Origin of the sequence: Embleya sp. NBC_00896, from assembly GCF_045207785.1 — a bacterium.
Taxonomy (GTDB): domain Bacteria; phylum Actinomycetota; class Actinomycetes; order Streptomycetales; family Streptomycetaceae; genus Embleya.
The window spans coordinates 6,933,830-6,952,397 of record NZ_CP108776.1; the positions used below are offsets into that span (position 1 = coordinate 6,933,830).

19 protein-coding genes are annotated in these 18,568 nt (G+C 72.4%); 10 read left to right on the forward strand and 9 right to left on the reverse strand.

From position 1 onward, the window contains the following. Positions 1-2: 2 nt before the first annotated feature. From OG928_RS30925 to OG928_RS30950, 6 genes are all read right to left on the reverse strand, one after another. Complete coding sequence (locus OG928_RS30925) at positions 3-596, reverse strand: TetR/AcrR family transcriptional regulator (protein ID WP_406289870.1); 594 nt, start codon at positions 594-596, stop codon at positions 3-5. Positions 597-752: 156 nt separating this feature from the next. Next, complete coding sequence (locus tag OG928_RS30930; protein ID WP_406289872.1) at positions 753-953, reverse strand: DUF5999 family protein; 201 nt, start codon at positions 951-953, stop codon at positions 753-755. 166 nt (positions 954-1,119) lie between these two features. Continuing rightward, positions 1,120-1,689, reverse strand: coding sequence for a hypothetical protein (locus OG928_RS30935; RefSeq protein ID WP_406289874.1), 570 nt, complete (start codon positions 1,687-1,689; stop codon positions 1,120-1,122). 221 nt (positions 1,690-1,910) lie between these two features. After that, entirely contained in the window at positions 1,911-2,897 is a 987-nt protein-coding gene (locus tag OG928_RS30940; RefSeq protein ID WP_406289876.1) for a hemolysin family protein, read from the reverse strand. After that, on the reverse strand, positions 2,897-4,132 hold the full coding sequence (locus OG928_RS30945) for a hemolysin family protein (protein ID WP_406289878.1): 1,236 nt from the start codon (positions 4,130-4,132) through the stop codon (positions 2,897-2,899). The genes OG928_RS30940 and OG928_RS30945 overlap by 1 nt, the downstream gene beginning before the upstream one ends. A 260-nt stretch (positions 4,133-4,392) precedes the next feature. Continuing rightward, positions 4,393-5,196, reverse strand: coding sequence for a polysaccharide deacetylase family protein (locus OG928_RS30950; RefSeq protein ID WP_406289879.1), 804 nt, complete (start codon positions 5,194-5,196; stop codon positions 4,393-4,395). A gap of 333 nt (positions 5,197-5,529) precedes the next feature. Between OG928_RS30950 and OG928_RS30955 the strand changes: the two genes are divergently transcribed. The 7 genes from OG928_RS30955 (at position 5,530) to OG928_RS30985 (ending at position 13,881) form a co-directional block, all read left to right on the forward strand. After that, positions 5,530-7,008 carry a glutamate--cysteine ligase gene (locus OG928_RS30955; RefSeq protein WP_406289881.1) on the forward strand — a complete coding sequence of 493 codons (1,479 nt, stop codon included), beginning with the start codon at positions 5,530-5,532 and terminating at the stop codon, positions 7,006-7,008. Positions 7,009-7,036: 28 nt separating this feature from the next. Continuing rightward, positions 7,037-7,828: a CPBP family intramembrane glutamic endopeptidase gene (locus OG928_RS30960; RefSeq protein WP_406289883.1), complete on the forward strand. Its 792-nt coding sequence runs from the start codon at positions 7,037-7,039 to the stop codon at positions 7,826-7,828. Positions 7,829-8,021: 193 nt separating this feature from the next. After that, positions 8,022-8,606 (forward strand): hypothetical protein, encoded by a 585-nt coding sequence (locus OG928_RS30965; RefSeq protein ID WP_406289885.1) that lies wholly within the window; start codon positions 8,022-8,024, stop codon positions 8,604-8,606. A 212-nt stretch (positions 8,607-8,818) separates the two neighbouring features. After that, positions 8,819-10,225: a hypothetical protein gene (locus OG928_RS30970; RefSeq protein ID WP_406289887.1), complete on the forward strand. Its 1,407-nt coding sequence runs from the start codon at positions 8,819-8,821 to the stop codon at positions 10,223-10,225. A gap of 1,148 nt (positions 10,226-11,373) precedes the next feature. After that, the gene (locus OG928_RS30975; RefSeq protein WP_406291308.1) at positions 11,374-12,537 is read left to right on the forward strand and encodes a vWA domain-containing protein; all 1,164 of its coding nucleotides are present in this window, start codon (positions 11,374-11,376) and stop codon (positions 12,535-12,537) included. Between the two features lie 5 nt (positions 12,538-12,542). After that, entirely contained in the window at positions 12,543-13,346 is an 804-nt protein-coding gene (locus OG928_RS30980; protein ID WP_406289889.1) for a PhzF family phenazine biosynthesis protein, read from the forward strand. Positions 13,347-13,428: 82 nt separating this feature from the next. Further along, positions 13,429-13,881, forward strand: a complete 453-nt coding sequence (locus tag OG928_RS30985; RefSeq protein ID WP_406289891.1) for a VOC family protein — start codon at positions 13,429-13,431, stop codon at positions 13,879-13,881. A gap of 27 nt (positions 13,882-13,908) precedes the next feature. Here the strand turns inward: OG928_RS30985 and OG928_RS30990 are convergent, their stop codons facing one another. Then, a complete protein-coding gene (locus OG928_RS30990; protein ID WP_406289892.1) occupies positions 13,909-14,820 on the reverse strand; it encodes a LysR family transcriptional regulator in 912 nt (303 codons plus the stop codon). 116 nt (positions 14,821-14,936) lie between these two features. Here OG928_RS30990 and OG928_RS30995 point away from each other — a divergent pair, with 116 nt between their 5' ends. From OG928_RS30995 to OG928_RS31005, 3 genes are read left to right on the forward strand one after another with little or no spacing between them, the layout of a single operon-like run. Beyond that, positions 14,937-16,445, forward strand: coding sequence for an MFS transporter (locus OG928_RS30995; protein ID WP_406289894.1), 1,509 nt, complete (start codon positions 14,937-14,939; stop codon positions 16,443-16,445). Then, entirely contained in the window at positions 16,442-16,606 is a 165-nt protein-coding gene (locus OG928_RS31000; protein WP_406289896.1) for a hypothetical protein, read from the forward strand. Before OG928_RS30995 ends, OG928_RS31000 begins: the two co-directional genes overlap by 4 nt. Beyond that, a complete protein-coding gene (locus OG928_RS31005; protein WP_406289898.1) occupies positions 16,603-17,193 on the forward strand; it encodes a siderophore-interacting protein in 591 nt (196 codons plus the stop codon). The genes OG928_RS31000 and OG928_RS31005 overlap by 4 nt, the downstream gene beginning before the upstream one ends. Before the next feature lie 273 nt (positions 17,194-17,466). Here OG928_RS31005 and OG928_RS31010 read toward each other — a convergent pair whose 3' ends face one another. Together OG928_RS31010 and OG928_RS31015 are read right to left on the reverse strand one after the other, a co-directional pair. Continuing rightward, entirely contained in the window at positions 17,467-17,871 is a 405-nt protein-coding gene (locus tag OG928_RS31010; protein ID WP_406291310.1) for an RNHCP domain-containing protein, read from the reverse strand. Between the two features lie 2 nt (positions 17,872-17,873). Beyond that, the gene (locus OG928_RS31015; RefSeq protein ID WP_406289900.1) at positions 17,874-18,263 is read right to left on the reverse strand and encodes an RNHCP domain-containing protein; all 390 of its coding nucleotides are present in this window, start codon (positions 18,261-18,263) and stop codon (positions 17,874-17,876) included. Between the last annotated feature and the right edge of the window lie 305 nt (positions 18,264-18,568).

Genomic DNA, 18,568 nt, shown 5'->3' on the forward strand with positions numbered 1-18,568 from the left:
GATCAGGGGCGGGCCGCGCCGTGTGTGATCAGCCGCGCGACCGAGGCCGCGAAGCCCGGCTTGTCGGCCAGGTCGCTGCCCAGGACGCCGAACATCAGCGCGCCGCTGAGCGACTCGAACAACAGGTCCGCGTCCAGGTCCGGGCGGGCCTGCCCGCGTGCCACCGCGTCCTCGACGAAGAGCCGGAAACGGGCCCGGACCGGGTCCATCCGGGCGACCAGCATTTCCTTGAGCTCGGGCTGGTCGCGGTACTCGGCCAGCAGCCCCGGCACCGCGGCCGCGGTCTCCGGGCGGCGGAACGATTCGAGGGCGGCCTCGGCGAAGCGCAGCACACCGGTCGCGAAGTCCTCGTGCGGATGCGGCCCGAAGGTCGTCTCCCGGGCCGGATAGACCGCCTCGTGCACCAGGTGCGCCTTGGAGGGCCACCGCCGGTACACCGTCGGCCTGGTGACCCCGGCGCGGCGCGCGACGGCGTCGATGCTCACCCGGTTGTACCCCTGCTCGGCGATCAGCTCGCGGGTGGCCGCGAGGATCAGCTCGTCGGTGCGCGGATCACGCGGGCGACCGGGCCGCGGATGGGTGTCGGTGCCGGCCATGGGGAGGGAACTCCGAGTCGTCGCGCGTACGTGGTGCCGATCGGACTGTACCGGCCGCGCGTTCGCGGACTCGCCCCGGACGGTCGAGAGCCGGAGGTCGTCCGAGCAACCTCCGGCTCTCCCGGATCTTTCGGCGCTTGTGGCCGTACGGGCGGATCAGGCCGCCGAAACCAGCCCCACGCGGGGGCGGTGCGGGGCGATGGTGCGGCCGTCCGGCAGCAATTCGCCCGTGTCCTCGAACAGGACCACGCCATTGCACAGCAGGCTCCACCCCTGTTCGAAATGGGCGGTCACGACAACGGCGGCCTCACGATCGGGGCTGTCCGCCGGCGGGCAATGCGGTCGGTGCTGACACATCCTCTGTACCTTCTCGATGTCTACGCGGAGCGAGCCGGGCGGGCTTCGCCCGGCAGTCCACAGTCTCCGCCTCGAAACGGCATCGCGCAGGACTTCGCGAGGTTCTCACCCGACTGCATCCAAGATGTGACCCGCGGCGCTCCGTGCGGGGTGCCGGCGAGTGTGATCAGCTGTCCGGAGCGCCCACGGCGGCCGGCTGCCGGGTGCGGGCGGCGAGCACGTCGGCCAACTCGGCGGCGGGGTATCCACGCAGTGCCTGGACCCCGCACGGCGCGGGCGCCAGCGGGATCAGCAGGTCGGGGCCGCCGGCCTCGTCGGCCAGCCACAGCGCCACCATGTACATCCCCGGGACGTTCAGCAACCGGGCCTCGTCGCGGCGGAGCAGGGTCTGCGGCAGCGCCCGGGCCGCCGCGGCGGCCGGTGCGGTGGCGACGGTGAACGGGCCCTCGACGAAGCGGCCGACGCCGTCCCCGGCCGGGCCGGGGCGCACCTCGATGCCGCCGACGACCACGTCGCCGGACCACATGAGCCAGCGCCAACCCACCGGGCGCGCGCTGCGCACGCCGCGGTCGGCGACCATGTCGAGCAGGTCGATCTCGAAGACGCGGTGCGGGAATCCGGCCGTGAGCGCGGCGTGATCGGCACGGCAGTAGGCGGGCAGCGATTCACGGGAATCGAGCACGGCGCGCGCCGCTCGTCGGGCCGACTCGGGAGCCTCGGGCACACGCAGGACCATGAGACCGCCTCATTTCGATGCAGAGTCCAAAAAACCGGAGATTCCGGGGAGGGGAAAGCGGCGCTGTGCTGTGGGGAACCGGGTATCCGGCCGGGGGACGACCCGGCGGCGTACAGAGGGACCCGGCAGGGCCGGTCAGCGCATTGTACCGAAACGGCTCCGAAAAGTAACGGTGGATTGCGAACTGACACCCGTTTGAAGACCTTTTGGAACGCTCTCGTTCAGGGGAAGAGCGACGACATCACGTCGTCGAGCGTCACGAGGCCCAGAGGTTCGGCGTCTGGCGGGCCGACCAGCACGAGATGCGTCCGGGAGCCGCGCATGCGGCCCAACAGGGTGGTCAGGGTCGTGTCCGGGCCGACGGTCACGAGCGGGTACACCGGCACCGAGCCGTCCTTCGCGGGGGCCAGGACGTCGAGCACGTGTACGTAGCCCACGGGCCGGTCGGCCTCGTCCAGGACCGGGAAGCGGGACAGGCCGGTGCGCACCGCGGCCTCCTCCAGGGCCGCGGCCGACACCGGCCGGGGCAGCGCCACCACGTCGGTCCACGGCTGCATGACCGATTCGGCGGGGCTGGAATGCAGCGCGAGGACACCGGAGAGGCGTTCGTGCTCGCCCACGTCGAGCAGGTCGTGCTCGCGCGACTCGGCGAGTACGGCCGGGAGTTCCTCGGCCGTGTACACGCTGCGCACCTCGTCGACCGGCTGCACCCGGAACGCGAGCAGGAACAGGTTGGCCACGTGGTTGAGCAGCCACAGGATCGGCGCGGTCAGCCGGGCGAACAGCAGCAGCGGCGGGGCCAGCCACAGCGCGCACTCCTCGGGCCCGGCCAGCGCGATGTTCTTGGGCACCATCTCGCCGAGCACCATGTGGCAGAACACCACCACCGCGAGCGCGAGTACGAACGCGATCGGGTGTACCGCCCCCGCCGGCAGGCCGATCGCCTCGATCGGGTGCACGATCGCGTGCGCCAGGGCGGGTTCGGCCACCGCGCCCAGGCCGAGCGAGGCGACCGTGATGCCCAGCTGGGCGGCGGCGAGCATGGTGGACAGGCTGCTCATCGCGGTCAGCACCATCCGCGCCCGGCGCGAGCCGGCCTCGGCCTGCGGCGCGATCCTGGTCCGCCGGGCAGAGATCACCGAGAACTCGGCGCCGACGAAGAACGCGTTGGTCGCGAGCAGCACGAGCGAGATCAGGAAGTCGCCCATCAGGACTCGTCCCCCATCCGCAGCTCCACCTCGTCGATGCGGTGCCGATCGAGCGTGACCACGGTGAGCCGGTGCCCGTCCACGTCCACGTGCTCGCCGACGCGCGGCAGGTGACCCAGATGGGCCAGGACCAGGCCGGCCAGGGTGCTGTAGTCGCCGTCGGGCATCCGCCAGCCGCTGGCCTCCTCGACCTCGTCCGCGCGCAGCAGCCCCGAAAGGCGCAACACGCGGGTCCGGGGCTGTCGTTGGACGGGCGGCCCGTCCGGTTCGTCGGCCGGATCGTGCTCGTCGGCGAGGTCGCCGACCAGTTCCTCGGCCAGGTCCTCGGCGGTGAGTACGCCGGCGGTGCCGCCGTACTCGTCCACCACGATCGCGAGCTGGGTACGGCCCTCGCGCAGTCGTTCGACGACCCGTTTCAGGTCGAGCGAGGTCGGCACCAGGACCGGGTCGCGCGAGATCCGGGCCAGCGGGGTGTCGGCGCGTTCGGCGGCGGGCACGCGCAGCGCGTCGCGGACCACGGCCACCCCGACGATCTCGTCCAGGTCCTCGCCGCGGACCGGGATCCGGCTGTGCCCGCACAGGCGAGCGGTGTCCAGGAGTTCGGTCACCGAGGCGGTCGCGGGCAGGGTCACCAGCTCGGTGCGCGGGGTCATCGCCTCGGCCGCCTGCTTGGCGCCGAACCGCAGTGCGCGGTCCAGCACCCGCGCGGTGCCCGCGGGCAGTGCGCCCTCACGTGCGGAGTGGCGGACCAGCTGGGCCAGTTCGTCTGCCGAGCGGGCCGACCCGAGCTCGTCCTGCGGCTCGATGCCCAGCCGTCGGACGAAGTAGTTGGCCGAGCCGTTGAGGAACACGATCAACGGCTTGCAGACCCGGGAGAAGCCGACCTGGAACGGGCCCGCGACCCGCGCGACGCCCAGCGGGCGGGCGATCGCCGCGTTCTTGGGAACCAGCTCGCCGAGCACCATCTGGAGCGCGGACGCGAGCACGAGGGCGGCGAACCTGGGCAGCCGGAACGCGGCCTCGGCGAGGTAGCCGGCGATCAACGAGGTCACCGTGATGCCGAGCTGGGCGCCGGAGAGTTGGAAGGACAGCGTCCGCACGGCGCGCAATACGCGGGCGGCGCCGCGGTCGCCGGCCCGGGCGCGGGCCTCCACATCGCTGCGTTCCACCGTGACCAGGGAGAACTCGGCCGCGACGAACATGCCGTTGCCCGCGATCAGGATCACGAGCAGCACGATCGGCAGCGCGATGGTCGTAACGGTGTCGATCTGGCGGCCTCCCGGTTGGTGTCGCCTGCGACATCTGCCCCGTAGGGGCGCGGGCTATGCCATGCGCGCTTCGCGCGGTGGGCTGATTGGGCCGGTGGGCTTGAGGAGCGCGGCCGGCGTCGGGAACTCGGCCGGGTTCTCGGGTGTCCTCAAACGCCGGACGGGCTGATGTCAGCCCGCCCGGCGTTTGAGGGCACACAGCCCGTCCGGCGTTTGAGGACGGGCGGCTACGGGACGATGAAGGTGTAGCCCGCGGCCTTGAGGTCGGGGATCAGGCGGTCGAGCATGGCGATGGTCTGGGTGCGGTCGCCGCCACCGTCGTGGCACAGGATGATGCCCCGAGGGCCCAGCTGCTTGTCGACCGCTTCGAGCATCTTCCCCACGCCCGGCTTTTGCCAGTCGTTGGTGTCCACCGTCCAGTGCATCGACCGCATGCCCAGCGACGCGGCGGTCTGGCGGACCTCGTCGGACCAGTTGCCGCCCGGCGCCCGGAACCAGGGCACGGGGGTGCCCGGGGACGCGGCATGGATCGCGTCGAGGGTGCCCTGCATCTGGGCGCGGATCTCGTCCGGCGACTTCGTCTTGAGGGCGGTGTCGTGCGTCATGGAGTGGTTGCACAGCCCATGGCCGCCGGCGACCACCTTGCGCACCAGGGCGGGGTGGTCCTTGGCCTGTTGGCCGACCATGCAGAAGGTGGCCTTGACGTCGTAGCGGGCGAGCAGGGCGAGGGCCTTGTCGGTCCACTCGGGCCACGGCCCGTCGTCCAGGGTGAGGGCGACGACCTTGCCCTCGCCCTTGACCTTGCTCACGAGGGTGGGGTCCACCGGGAGCGCCGGCGCCGCGGGCGGCGTGGCCGGCTCCTGCGCGTTGGGATTGCCCGGCGGCCGCAGCGGCGCCTGTATCTCCTTGGGCGCGTCGGCGGCCCGGGGTCCGGCGGCGGCCTGCGACCACCGGCCGGCACTGGCGACATTCCATATCAGGGCGCCGCACACAAGTATCGAGAGTGCGGCGACGACTGCCTGGAATCGCAAACCCCGTATGGGCAACGCCCGCACAACGCCCCGCATGACTACCCCCAAGATCTCGCCACGCCTTGCCCGGCCGAGGCCACCCTAGGTGATCGTCGACAACGCTAGAAGATCGATCGGGTGGTGCTTCCTCGATGTGATCAGTGACGTTCTCCCCGGCTCCCTGGTTCCCCTGTGTTTCGTCACGGTCGATCGGTAATGTTCCCAATGTCGGCCCGATGCATCGGTTTGGGAGAACGTCGGCGGGAACGATCAGATCATCCCCGCTCCGACAGGTACCGGATTGCGACCACTCAACCGACCCCGCGGGGGTCGGGTTCATGGGAGAGGGCATTCATGGGCGAAAAGGTCGATGTCACCGAGTTCAGCCGATCCGACCGGCAGCGATACCGGCACAAATTGCGACGATGTCTGGACACGCTGCAGCGCATGCTGGACGAGGACCGGTTCGAGAGCGCCCGCAAGCTCATGGGTGTCGAGATCGAACTCAATCTGGCCGACGCCATGGGGCGCCCTCGGATGAGCAACGCCGAGGTGTTGCGCCGGATCGCGAGTCCGGATTTCCAGACCGAACTGGGCTTGTTCAACATCGAGGTCAACATTCCGCCGCATCGGCTCACCGGACCGGTGTTCTCCGAATTGGTCGAGGAACTGCGCACGAGCCTCGACTACGCGGACCGCAAGGCCGCCGAACTCGACGCCCGGATCGTGATGATCGGCATTCTGCCGACACTCACCGACGCGCACATGGCGTTCGAGACGATATCCGACAACGCCCGATACACCCTTCTCAACGATCAGATCCTCAACGCGCGGGGGGAGGACATCCGGCTGCATATCGAGGGCGTCGAGCGGCTCGACACGACGTCCACCACGATTGTCTCCGAGGCCGCGTGCACCTCGGTGCAGTTCCACCTCCAGGTCACCCCGGCGAATTTCGCGCCGCTGTGGAACGCGGCCCAATCCATCACCGGGGTCCAATGCGGAATCGGCGCGAATTCGCCTTTCCTGTTCGGCCGCGAGCTGTGGCGCGAGACCCGGCCCATCCTGTTCGAGCAGGCGTGCGACACGCGGCCCGAGGAACTGATCGCGCAGGGTGTGCGGCCGCTCACGTGGTTCGGCGAGCGCTGGATCGACTCGGTCGTCGACCTGTTCGAGGAGAACGTCAAGTACTTCCCGTCGCTGCTGCCCATCTGCGACGACGAGGACCCCGTGGAGGCCCTGGACCGCGGCGACGTCCCGCACCTGCGCGAGCTGAAGCTGCACAACGGCACGATCTACCGGTGGAACCGGCCCGTGTACGACGTCGCGCGTGGCAAGCCGCACCTGCGGGTGGAGAACCGGGTGTTGCCGGCCGGGCCCACCGTGGTCGACATCATGGCCAACGCCGCGTTCTACTACGGCGTCGTGCGCTCGCTCGTGGACGACGAGAACCCGGTGTGGGAGCGGATGCCGTTCGAGGTCGCCACCGAGAACTTCCACGCGGGCGCCCGGCACGGCATCGACGCCGAGCTGAACTGGCCCGGCCACGGCACCGTCCCGGTCACCGACCTGGTCCTGAACGACCTGCTGCCGCGCGCGTACGAGGGCCTGGACCGGTGGGGGATCGACCCGCGCGAGCGCGACGAGTACCTGGGCATCATCGAGCGGCGATGCCTGCTCCGCGTCAACGGCGCAACCTGGCAGAGCACCCAGTACCACCACTATCGGGACACCAAGGGCATGGACCGGTTGGAGGCGCTGCGGGCGATGACCCTGCGCTACGCCGAGCACATGCGCGGCGGCGATCCGGTGCACACGTGGCCCGTGGGCTGACGGCGCGTTTATCCGGGCTCGATAACGTGTGCCCGTGATCACCGAGTCCGTCGAGACGTCCGCCGACCCCCGACGCCGCGTGCTGCGCTCCGAGGTGGTGCTGGTCCTGGCGCTGTCGCTCGGCGCGTCCGGGGTGTCCTCGCTGATCTCGTTCGTCGGGTCGCTCACCGCGCCGGGCGGGCTCGGGCACAAGGCCGCGGTGCTCAACGGCACGCGCGCGGCGGATCGGCCGTGGCTGGACCTGACCTGGCAGTTGTTCGGGATCGCGACCGCCCTGGTGCCGGTGTTCCTGGTCGCCCACCTCCTGCTGCGCGAGGGCTCGTCGCTGCGCGTGCTCGGCGTCGACCGGGCCCGGCCGTGGTTCGACCTCGGGCGCGGCGCCGGGGTCGCGGCGGCGATCGGCGGATCCGGGCTCGCGCTGTACCTGGCCGCGCACGCGAGCGGCGCGAACCTGACCGTGGTGCCCACCACGCTGCCGGACGTGTGGTGGCGGATCCCGGTCCTGGTGCTGTCCGCGATCCAGAACGCGGCGCTCGAAGAGGTGGTCGTCCTCGGCTATCTGCTGCGCCGGCTGGGACAGTTGGACGTGCCGTGGGTCAAGGCGGTCGCGATCGGTTCGCTCGTGCGTGGCTCCTACCACCTCTACCAGGGCATCGGTGGGTTCTTCGGCAACGTCGTGATGGGCGTCGTGTTCTGCGTGCTCTACAAGCGCTGGGGCCGGGTGATGCCGCTGCTGGTCGCGCACGCGCTGATCGACATCGTCGCCTTCGTGGGCTACGTGCTGCTCGCGGGCCGGGTGGACTGGCTGCCGACGACCTGACGCACTCCTGCGTGGCGATCGGCGGGAGTGGCCGCGCCGGCCGCGTCCGGATCGCTACGGTGATCGATTTATGGACACGTTAGTACGTGCCGGGCACCTCGTTGGTGTCTGATGGTCCTCAGGGGCGGGACTCCGTCGGGCGGTTTCCGGCGGACGGCCGCATTTCGGGCGACGTGGGTACGCAGGGGGTCGTATGGACAACCGGAGGCGAGCGGAGTTCTTCTCCACACCGACGCCCGTCGGCGGGTCGCCGCGTGGGCGATTCGGCTTGAACGGGCTGAGCAGGCACCCGGTGCGGATCCTGATGGTGATCGGCGGGCTGATCCTGCTGGTCATCGTCTTCTTCGTCGCGCTGCTCACCGTGGACGGCGGCGGCTCCGACGACAAGAAGACCAAGACGGCCGGCACCGCGACGGCCGGCAAGAGTTCGACGGCGACCGCGAGTCCGGGCAAAACCGGCGCCACGAAGCCCGGCTCCGCCCCCGGCCAGAGCGCCGGCGCACCCCGGGCCGGTTCGATCCCGGCCACCGTGCACACCGGCGGCTGGCTGGTGATGTACAAGGGCACGTCGTACCAGTCGGACAAGGTCGTGCAGATCAAGACCGGCACCGCCGTGCGGGCGTTCTGCCACGCCGAGGGCTCGATCGCCTACTACGCGGGCTCCTCCAGCAAGACCTGGGCACAGATCGACGTCGAGGGCAAGACCGGCTTCGTGCCCGCGATCTTCCTGGACACCGACGGTGACGTGACGAAGCAGGTTCCCGCCTGCACGAGTTGACGCAACCGTCACGCATGGTCGGCGAACGCGGCCGGCGTGGCCGGCTCGCCGCGTGGCGATCGCCGGGCCGGCGCGCCCGGCCCGGCGCACGATTCGTCGTGTCGGCGGATCCGTGTGCGGGCCGATCGTTCCTTTGCCGTCGCGCCGGGTAGCACCGGATCGACGGCCCGTCAGGGAACCGGATCCCGTCACCCCCGCACAGGAAGGTTCACGTGGACGCGACCGACCGACACGACCGCCCCCGCGAGGCCGTCGCGAGCCTGCGGGCGCACTGGGCCTGGTACCTCGACGGCGGCGTGCCCGCGTGCAGCGCGGGTCCCGAGCGGCGGGGGCACTTCGAGCGGCTGCTGCGGCCCACCCTGGACGAGCACGCCCCGCCCGGGTGGGTCGGCGTGACCACCACCGGGCGCGAGGACCCGTTCGTCGCGATGACCCTGCGGGACCCGGACGGGGTCCGCTACTTCACCGCCCCCTACGCCGAGATCGCCGACAGCGGCGTCTCGTACACCACGCTGTGGCTCGCGTTTCGCGGCATCGACTTGCCCACCGACCGGGAACGGCCGCTGCGGGTCCGGCTGCCCGGCACGGCGGCCGGCGGCGGGACGCGGGCGGACGACTTCGACTGGTTCGCGGGCGTCGCGGCCGCCGTCCTGGCCGGCCCGGTCGTGATCACCGGCGCGGACCGGCTCGACACCCGCGCCCGGCTCGAACTCCTGGATCGGGTCGCCGGATTGCTCCCGTACGGCTGCCGCGCCGGGCTGCGCTTCGCGACCTCGCTCGGGCCCACCGGGCGGCTCCGGCCGCGGCTCGCGTTCGGCCGCGTCGTCGCACCCGGCACGGTCGGGGTCGGCCTCGACGGCGTGCCGGCGGTCCCCGAGGCCCCGGCGGCCCGGGCCTACCTGGGCGAACTGACCACGCTGCGCCGGCGGGTCGGCCTGAACGCGCTGGTCGCCGCGCTGGCCACGCTGCGCGAGCCGGGCGCGCCGGCGGCCGGGGAGCACCTGCTCGGCCTGCTCGCCGAGGCCGGCGCGCGGGCGGCGGGCGGCGGCGTCGGGCACGCCGGCCCGCTTTCGCCGGACCCGCCTTCGCCGACACCGCCGAACTGCCTGCCCTCTCGGGTACGACAGCGGACCGGGCACGTCCCGCGTCGGTGCTCGACCGGCTCCTGGCCGGCGACACCACGCTCGCGGCACCGGTCGCCGAGCGCTGGCGCGCGGAGGACGGCGACGAGGTCACCCGGGACATGGCCGCCGCGCTCGCTCGGGCCCGGCCCGGCGGGCTCGTGGTCGGCTGGAACACGGCCGTGGCGGCCGGCCGCGGCGACCGCCTCGTCCACGTGCTGCTGGGCCCGGTCCCGCCGATCCTGCCCAGCCCCGCGCCGCACCCGGCCGCCGAACAGCGCCCGCCGCGCGCCGCCGAGCCGTCCCTCAACGGCGCGGCCCGGCGCGAACCGGAGCCGGCCTCGCCCGAGGCGCTGGTCGCCGACCTGTGTCGCCTCCTCGGTCCGGAGCCGACCACCGACGTGCCCGCCCTCTACGACGCGCTGTGGAACCACCCGGTCGTGCTGCGCCGCCTCCTCGACACCGCGGGCGGCGACCTGCGGGCCTGGCTCGACGTGATCCGCCCCTGGGACGACCGGGCGCCCGAGTGGCTCGCGCCGTACGCGCTGCTCGCGGGCGAACGGCTGCGGCCGGCCGAGATCCCGGCCGCCGAGGCGGTGTTCACGCTGCGTGTGGCCGGCCACACCGACGCCGCGACGGTCGCCGCCGTCGTGCACGATCTGTGGCCCACCCTGGTCCCGCTCACCGAACGTCGCGACGACCCCGCCGCCCGGGGCCTGGCCGCGCTGCTCGCGACGCCGCTGGGGGCCCAGGCCCCGGTCGCCGCCCGGGTCCGGGCCGACGTGCTGCGGCTGGCCCTGGGCGGCGCCCCCGCGGACGGCCCGTACGTGGCCGCCGACCTGCTGGCCCTGCGACACGAGCCGGTCGCCGAGAGCCGCTTCGCGGGCTGGATCGGCGCGCTCCTGCGGACGGTGCCGGTCACCGGCGAACTGCTCGGCGAGCTGGTCCGCGCGGGCGACCCCGAGCTGACCGCCGCCGTCGCGGGCGCGGTGCTCGCCGACGCCCGGCTCGCGGATCTGCCCGGGCTCGACAACGCGTGGTGGGCGGCGATCGCGCGGGCCCGCCCAGAACTCGCCGCGCGCGCCGCGAGCGGCTGGTTCCGCAACGCGCTGCGCGGGGTGGACGCCGACGCGGTGGCGCGGGTGTGGGCCGGCGAGATCGTCGACGGGCCCGCCCGACCGCGCCGCGAGCTGTACGTGCACGAGGTCGGGCGCTGGTGGCAGGCCGCCGCCGACCGCGAGCGCGACCGGCTCCTGCCGTACCTGGAACGGGAACTGACGGCCCGTGGACTGGCCCCGGCACAGGCCCGCGACGAACTGCGGGCGATCCGCCTGCTGATCGCCGGACACAGCTGGGGGCCGGACGCCGCGACCTTGATCGTCGAGCGCGAGCAGGACGAGTTCGACGCGTTCCGGCGCCACCTCAAGGCGCTGCGCACCGCGCTCAAGCACGGCGACGCGTTGCGCGCCCTCGCGCTCCCGGCCGTGCTCGCCCTCGTCGCGCTGCTCACCGCCGTCCCCGCGGGCAGCCCCGCCGCGGCCTCGCGGCCGGCCGCCGTGACCGCCGAGCCGCCCGATCCGTACGGCGCCGAGCGGCTGCTCGCGACGCTCGGCGCGGACCGGGAGAGCGTGAACTACGTGATCCTCGTGGACACCTCGACGTCGATGAGCCGGACCGGCCGCTACGACGCGGTCAAGGCGGCGCTGACCCGGTTCCTGGGCACGCTCACCGCCCACGACCGGGTCGCGCTCGTCTCGTTCGACACCAGCGCGGTCGAGTACGGCAACGGCCTCGAACCGGTCACCGACCCGGCCGCGATGGTCGCGCGCCTGCCCGCCGCGCGCCCGACCGATCCCTTGGCGGGCAGCCAGGGCGGGACCGGGTCGGACGCGGTGGCGGACCTGAGCGACGTGAACGTGGCCCTCGCCCGCGCGCTCACCGTGCTGCGCACCTCGGCGCCGAACTCGGTCAACGGGGTGCTGCTGCTCTCGGACGCGGCCCGCGACTCGGTCGGGCCCGATCTGCGCAGGGACTTCGACCGGCTCGGCGACGAGGGCCGCGCGGTCGCGGGCTTCGCGATCCCGCTCGCGAGCGACAGCACCGCGGGCCCGGCACTACAGCGGGTGTTGCCGGACGCGAGGGTCCTGCGCGACAACCCGGCCGACCCGGGCGCGAGCCTGACCCAGGCCAGGACCGCGCTGCGGCTGCGCAACGCCGGCCGGATCGTGGCGGCGGACAAGGACAAGGGCGTCGAGGCCACCTGGCTGACGTCCTCCACGGAGGAGCCGGGCGCGCTCGACTGCCGCTCGTTCAAGCCGGTCGCGCAGGGCACCCGGCTCGACCTGTCCGAGGGCCGCGAGCTGTGTCTGCGGCTGGTGGCGACCACGGCCAGGGTGCCGCTCCAGGTCACCCGGCTGCGGATCGACGGTGTCGGGGTGGTCGGCCTCAAGGACGGCGCACCGCTGCTCGCGCCGGGCCAACCGGTGTACTTCTCGATCAACCTCGCGGCCGGTACCCACCGCACCGACGGCATGTGGAAGGACGCCGGCCACTACGAGGCCCGGGCGCGCGTGGTCGGGGACGTCCGCACCCCGCTGGCCGAGTCGTTCAAGGAGCACCTTCCGGACACCCCGCTCGCGATCAGGCCCGACGTGGCCGGTGACGAACTCCTGTACCGCGGCGACGAACGCGTGGACGTCAGCTGGTGGCCGTGGCTCCTGGTGGGGCTCGGCACGCTCACCTTCGCCGGCGTCGTGTGGTTCGGCTGGTCGTGGGTACGCCCGCGGGTTCGACGGCGTTGGGTACGGTGACGGGCATGCGTATCCACGTGGTAGACGCGTTCACCGACCGGCCGTTCCGAGGCAATCCGGCGGGGGTGTGCCTGCCCGACGCGGCGCACGCCGAGGACGTCGCGTGGATGCAGTCGGTCGCCGCGGAACTCAACCACTCCGAGACCGCGTTCGCGGTGCCCAGTCGCAGCGACGACACGGACTTCGCGCTGCGCTGGTTCACCCCGCAGACCGAGGTGGACCTGTGCGGGCACGCGACGCTGGCGGCCGCGCACGTGCTGTTCGCGCAGGGCATGGCGGCCTCGTCGCGAATCCGCTTCGCCACCCGCAGCGGCATCCTGACCGCGTCGTTGGACAGCGCCGGCGTGGTCCTGGACTTCCCGGCGCTGCCGCCGCGCGAGGTGCCGATCCCGTCCGACCTGGGGCTCGCGCTCGGCGTCGAGCCGGTGCGGGTCGCGGCGGGCGGCGACGACCTGCTGGTCGAGGTGGCGTCGGCGGCGGCCGTGCGCGCGGTGGTCCCCGACCTGGAGATGATCGCCGCGCTCCCGTATCGCGCCGTCATCGTCACGGCCGAGGGCGAGGGTCGGGCCGACTTCGTCTCGCGGGTCTTCGCCCCGGCGGTCGGCGTCCCGGAGGACCCGGTCACCGGTTCGACGCACTGCGTGCTCGGCCCCTACTGGGCGCCGCGCCTGGACCGGCGGCGGATGAGCGGCGTGCAACTGTCCGCCCGCGGCGGCACGGTCGGCGTCGAGGTGCTCGGCGACCGCGTCCGGCTCTTCGGCGCGGCGGTCACGGTGCTTGAAGGCGAGTTGGTGGCCCATCGAGCGTGACGGTGGATCATTGCGCGTCCGGGTACTAGCGTGCCGACCCCAACCGATCTGACGCATCGTCAGCAAATCCGGGAGTCGCGGCATGTCCGACGCCATTACCTACAACGCTTCCCACCTGGGCCTGTGTGTCGCCGATCTGGACCGGGCGCTGCGTTTCTACTGTGAGGGCCTCGGGTTCGCCCCCGTGGTGCGCTACGACGTCGGCAACGAGGTCGCGCACACGCTGGAGGTCGAGGGCGACGTGCGGCTCGTGTCGCAGATGATCGCCAAGGCCGGCATGGTCGTCGAACTGCTGCACTACGCCTCGCCCGACCCGCTGGGCGTGCCGTCGCGCCGCCGCAACCAGCTCGGCCTGACCCACCTGTCGTTCATCGTCGACGACGTGGACGCCGCCGCGGCCCGTCTGGTCGAGCACGGCGGCACGCTGCTCGCCGACACCCGCGCGAGCCTGAGGAGCGACACCGGCTCGACCGATCTGGTCTTCCTGGCCGACCCGGACGGGACCCGCGTCGAGCTGATGAAACTCGAAGGCTGATCGCAGCCGCGGCCGCGGCGTGCCGGTTCAGACGATCGCCGCCGTCAGCACGTCGCGTGTGCACCCGCGCAGCCACGCGTGCCCCGGATCGGCGTCGTGCCGCGGATGCCAGGCCAGGCCCATCGGCAGCGGCGGCAACTCCAGCGGCACTTCGAAGGTGCGCAGGCCCATCTCCTCGGCCAGCACGGTGAGTTGACCCGCGACCAGACCGACCAGATCGCTCGACGCGAGGATGAACAGCGAGGACGGGAACGTCGGCGCGGTGCCGACGACCCGACGGGTCAGGCCGAGTTCGGCCAGCGCGCTGTCGATCGGGCCGTGCAGCTTGCCGCGCCGGGAGACGATCAGGTGCGCGGCGGCGGCGAACCGCTCGGCGGTCATCCGGCCGCGCAGGAGCGGGTGATCGGCCCGCACGCACGCGACCATCCGGTCGTCGAAGAGGTGCTCCGTGAGCACCTCCGGCGACGTCGTGTCGATCACGCCCACCTCCAGGTCGGCGACGCCCTCGCGCAGCGCCTGCGTGTCGATGTGGCTCTCCGCGAGGAACTTGAGCCGCACCCCGGGCGCCTCCCGCTCCGCGCGGGCGAACAGCGCCGCCCCGCACGCGGCGGTGAACGCGTCGTGCGACAGCACGGTGAACGCGCGGGACAGCGTGCGCAGGTCGACCTCGCCGGCCGCGGCGAACAGGGTGCGGGCGCGCTCGACGATGATCCGGACCTCGGCCCGGATCGCGAGCGCGTGCGGGGTGGGCACCATCGCGCGGCCCGCCCGGACCAGGACGGGATCGCCCAGCGCCTTGCGGATCCGGCCGAGCGTACGGCTCATCGCCGGCTCGGACAGGTGCATTCGCTGCGCCGCGCCGGACACGCTGCACTCCTCCAGGAGCGCGTCGAGCGCGGTGAGCAGGTTGAAGTCCATTCCCGATTGCGTCACACGCATCCTTCCCATGCAAAACATGCACTGGAGTCAATCGACGCCCCACCCTACGGTGAAGGAGTCCGGACGCGCAGGTGCAGTTCCTTCCCATCCCGCTCGTGCCATTCCAGGGGGAACCCATGTCCACGCCCGTCCGGGCCCCGTCCACCGCCGGGGCATCCCGCGCCCAGCCGTCGACGGCGGCCGCGCCGCGGGCCGTGCTGATCGTGATGTGCGCGTGCGTACTCGTCGCGCAGAGCATGGTCGCCGCGATCAACCTCGCCATCCCGCAGCTGGCCGCCTCCCGGCTGCATCCGTCCGAGGGCAGCATCCTGTGGATCGTCGACGCGTACGTGATCGTCTTCGCCGGCCTGCTGATCCCCGCCGGCGCGCTCGGCGACCGCTACGGCCGCAAGGGCGCGCTGCTCGCCGGCCTCGGCGTGTTCGCGGCGGGCGCCGTCACCAGCGCGCTGGCCGACGACCCGGCGACGCTGATCGCCGGTCGCGGCATCTCCGGCGCGGGCGCCGCGCTGATCATGCCCGCGACGATGTCGATCCTGCTGCACGTCTTCCCGCCCGAGCGGCGCGCGCAGGCGATGGCGTCGTGGACGCTCGCGGTCGGCCTCGGCGGCCTGCTCGGCAACGTCGGCGGGGGACTGGTCCAGGAGTACCTGCCCTGGCAGGGCCTGTTCTGGATCATGGTCCCGCTCGCGATCGTCCTCGCCGGCTTCGTCCAACGGGTCACCCCGCGCACCCCGACCCATCCGGCCGCGCTCGACCCGATCGGGTCCGCGCTGATGATCGCGGGCCTGGTCGCCGTGCTGTTCGGCATCATCGAGGGCCCGAGCTTCGGATGGGGATCGGCGCAGGTGATCACCGGCTTCGGGCTCGGCGCGCTGCTCCTGGTCGGGTTCGTGCTGCACGCGCTGCGCGTGGAGCACCCGCTACTCGACCCGCGCGTGTTCGCCTCGGCCAAGCTGCGGGCGGGGGTGCTCGGGATCGGCGCGAGTTTCTTCGGGCTGTTCTCGCTGTTCTTCGTCAACGCGCAGTACCTGCAATACGTGAAGGGGTTCTCCGCGATGCGGACGGGCTTCGCGATCGTGCCGCTCACGATCGGCATGGCGCTCGCGCCGAAGGTCGCGGTCAAGGCACAACAGCGGTACGGCGCACGGCCGTTGGTCGTGGTCGGGCTGAGCCTGATCGGGATCGGCCTGCTGTGCATGGCGACGGTCGACGCGCACACGTCGTACCCGGTGTACGCCGGGTACCTGTTGATCCTGTCCGTCGGGATGGGGCTGTGCGCGCCCGCGCTCTCGTTCGGGGTGGTGTCCGAACTCCCGCAGCACCGGGCGGGGATGGGATCGGGCCTGAACACCGCCGCCCGCGAGATCGGCGCGGCGCTCGGCGTCGCGGTGTTCGGCACGATCCTGGCCACCCGGTTCTCCGGCGAACCCGCCGTCGAACTGTCCCGCTCGCACGGTGCGGAGCACGCGCGCGTCGTGGACGCGTTCACCGACGCGATGTCCACCGGCTTCCTGGTCGTCGGCGTGACGCTGCTGGTCGCCACGGCGGTCGTCGCGGCGGGCTACCGCGACCGGAGCAGCACCGTCCCGGCTTCACCGTTCTCGACCGAGAGGATCTCCTCATGACCACCACCACGCGCAGGCGAGGGCCGGTCGACCGGCTGCTCGACCGGGTGTTCGTCGCTGGCACGATCACCGAGACCGAGTCGATCGCGGCCCGGATGCGGCGGATCCGGATCGAGGACCCCGCGCTGCGCGGTCTCGCCCACCGGCCCGGGTGCACGTGAACGACGTGCTGTCGATCGCGAGTTGGCGCAAGGGCCCGGGCAACCTGCTGCGCACCTACTCGGTGTGGGCGTACGACCCGGCGGCCGGCGTGCTGGACCTGTGCGTCATGGACCACGGCGAACCGGGCCCCGGCGCCGCGTGGGGCCGGGGCGCGCGGGTCGGCGACCGGGTCCGGTTCGGCAAGCCGGAGGGCGGCTTCGTGTTGCGGCCGGACGCGCCGTACCACGTGTTCGTCGGCGAGGAGACGGCGTCGGTGGCGCTCGGCGCGATGATCGCGGCGGTGGGGCCGGCGGTGAACGTGTACGGGGTGATCGAGACCGCGACCGCGGCCGACCGGCTGCCGATCCTCCATCCCGAACGGTTCACCTGGATCGAGCGCGGCGATGGCTCGGCGGCGTCCTCGACCGGGCTGGCCGCTGCGGTGGGGCGGCTGGACCTGCCTTCGACGCCGGGCATCGCGTACGTTGCCGGCGAGGCTCGCACGGTCAAGCTGGTGCGGGATCGGCTGGTCGCCGACCATGGATGGGATCGCAAGTCGGTGGTGACCAAGCCGTTTTGGTCGCCGGGGAAAACCGGCATGGAGTAGTCGGGGCCGGGCTGTTTCGCCTCAAGCGCCGGCGGGGCTGTTTCGCCTCAAGCGCCGGCGAGGCTATTTGGCCTCAAGCGCCGGCCAGGCTGGGTTGCCTCGGGCGCCGGCCGGGCTGGGTTGGCTCAGGTGCCGGTTGGGCTATGGACAGCCCGGCCGGCGTTTGAGGCCAAATAGCCTGGCCGGCGCTTGAGGCCAATAGCCTGGCCGGCGTTTGAGGCCACCCAGCCCGGCCGGCGTTTGAGGCCGAAAGTGGGTCGCAGGGCGGCTGGGCTAGAGGGTGAGCAAGGTGCGGATTGGTAGGGCTGGGTCGGACAGGGGGCGCATGGCCAGGCGTAGGAGGGACCGGGGGTTGTCGTCGCCGGCGATGCGATTGGCGCCGAGTTCGCCGCAGGACTGGCAATGGTGGATGAGCTGCCATTCGCCTCCCGGCCGAACGGTCAGGCTCAGGGCCGCCATGCGGCCGCCACAACCGGCCGAGCGATCCCCCGGCACGCGCCGGTCGACATGCAGGCTGGTGAGGCAATGCGGACAGTGGTTCCGGTGCGCGGTGCCGGGCGCGAGGAGCGGCACGTCGAGGCGGCAGCCCACGCAGCGGAAGGCGTCGCCGCCGACGCGCCCGTGGGTGACGTCCTTGAGTCGTTGCGGGCGCCGTGGGGTCGGCTTTCGGCGGCCCATGGTCACAGCTGCCCGAAGACTTCGAGCGGGAACGGCGGTTGGGCCAGCGGCCGGACGGCCATCCGGATCAGGACGAGCTGGTTGTCGTCCCCGGAGATCGGGTTCGACGTCAGTTCGTCGCACCGGATGCATCGGTGCACGATCATCCAGTCGCCGTTGCGCAGCACCGCGATCGAGATCGGCGACATGCGTGCCGCGCACGCGGACGGGCCGCCCTCGACGTGGTCGACGACGTGCCGTGAGTGCAGGCAGCTCGGGCAGTGGTTGCGCCGGTCGCCGGCCGGGTCGAGGGTGGTGACGGTGAGTCCGCAGCGGACACAGGCGAAGGTGTCGGTGCGCGGTGAAGTGGTCTGAGTCTTGCCGGTGTTACCGGTGTTGCCGGTGTTCGACACTCGGGGATCTCCTTGCCGGGATGCGAAAGCGATGGCAGCAAGGAAGCGCCGAGCGGTCTCGGAGGGAGTGTCGCCGCGGCACGACGCGTGGGGCGTGTGCGTGGCGGCGAGCCCGCCGGGGGATCAACGGATGTCGGGGGAGTCCCCTGATCCGGATCCGGCCGCGGTCGTACGAGGCGCGCTCGGCGCGGGCCGGGTCATAGACACCTTCCGGGGGGTGGGGAGCCAAGTGCGGGCGTCCGACCGTCTTCCGGCCGGACCTTTGAAACGTAACAGCGGATCCGAGGCGGATGCCAACGGTTTTC

Bases quoted from the DNA above. Each gene is read 5' to 3' on its own strand.
- OG928_RS30925 (WP_406289870.1), bottom strand. From the start codon at position 596: ATGGCCGGCACCGACACCCATCCGCGGCCCGGTCGCCCGCGTGATCCG.
- OG928_RS30930 (WP_406289872.1), bottom strand. From the start codon at position 953: ATGTGTCAGCACCGACCGCATTGCCCGCCGGCGGACAGCCCCGATCGT.
- OG928_RS30935 (WP_406289874.1), bottom strand. From the start codon at position 1,689: ATGGTCCTGCGTGTGCCCGAGGCTCCCGAGTCGGCCCGACGAGCGGCG.
- OG928_RS30940 (WP_406289876.1), bottom strand. From the start codon at position 2,897: ATGGGCGACTTCCTGATCTCGCTCGTGCTGCTCGCGACCAACGCGTTC.
- OG928_RS30955 (WP_406289881.1), top strand. From the start codon at position 5,530: ATGGGCGAAAAGGTCGATGTCACCGAGTTCAGCCGATCCGACCGGCAG.
- OG928_RS30965 (WP_406289885.1), top strand. From the start codon at position 8,022: ATGGACAACCGGAGGCGAGCGGAGTTCTTCTCCACACCGACGCCCGTC.
- OG928_RS30980 (WP_406289889.1), top strand. From the start codon at position 12,543: ATGCGTATCCACGTGGTAGACGCGTTCACCGACCGGCCGTTCCGAGGC.
- OG928_RS30985 (WP_406289891.1), top strand. From the start codon at position 13,429: ATGTCCGACGCCATTACCTACAACGCTTCCCACCTGGGCCTGTGTGTC.
- OG928_RS30990 (WP_406289892.1), bottom strand. From the start codon at position 14,820: ATGCGTGTGACGCAATCGGGAATGGACTTCAACCTGCTCACCGCGCTC.
- OG928_RS30995 (WP_406289894.1), top strand. From the start codon at position 14,937: ATGTCCACGCCCGTCCGGGCCCCGTCCACCGCCGGGGCATCCCGCGCC.
- OG928_RS31000 (WP_406289896.1), top strand. From the start codon at position 16,442: ATGACCACCACCACGCGCAGGCGAGGGCCGGTCGACCGGCTGCTCGAC.
- OG928_RS31010 (WP_406291310.1), bottom strand. From the start codon at position 17,871: ATGGGCCGCCGAAAGCCGACCCCACGGCGCCCGCAACGACTCAAGGAC.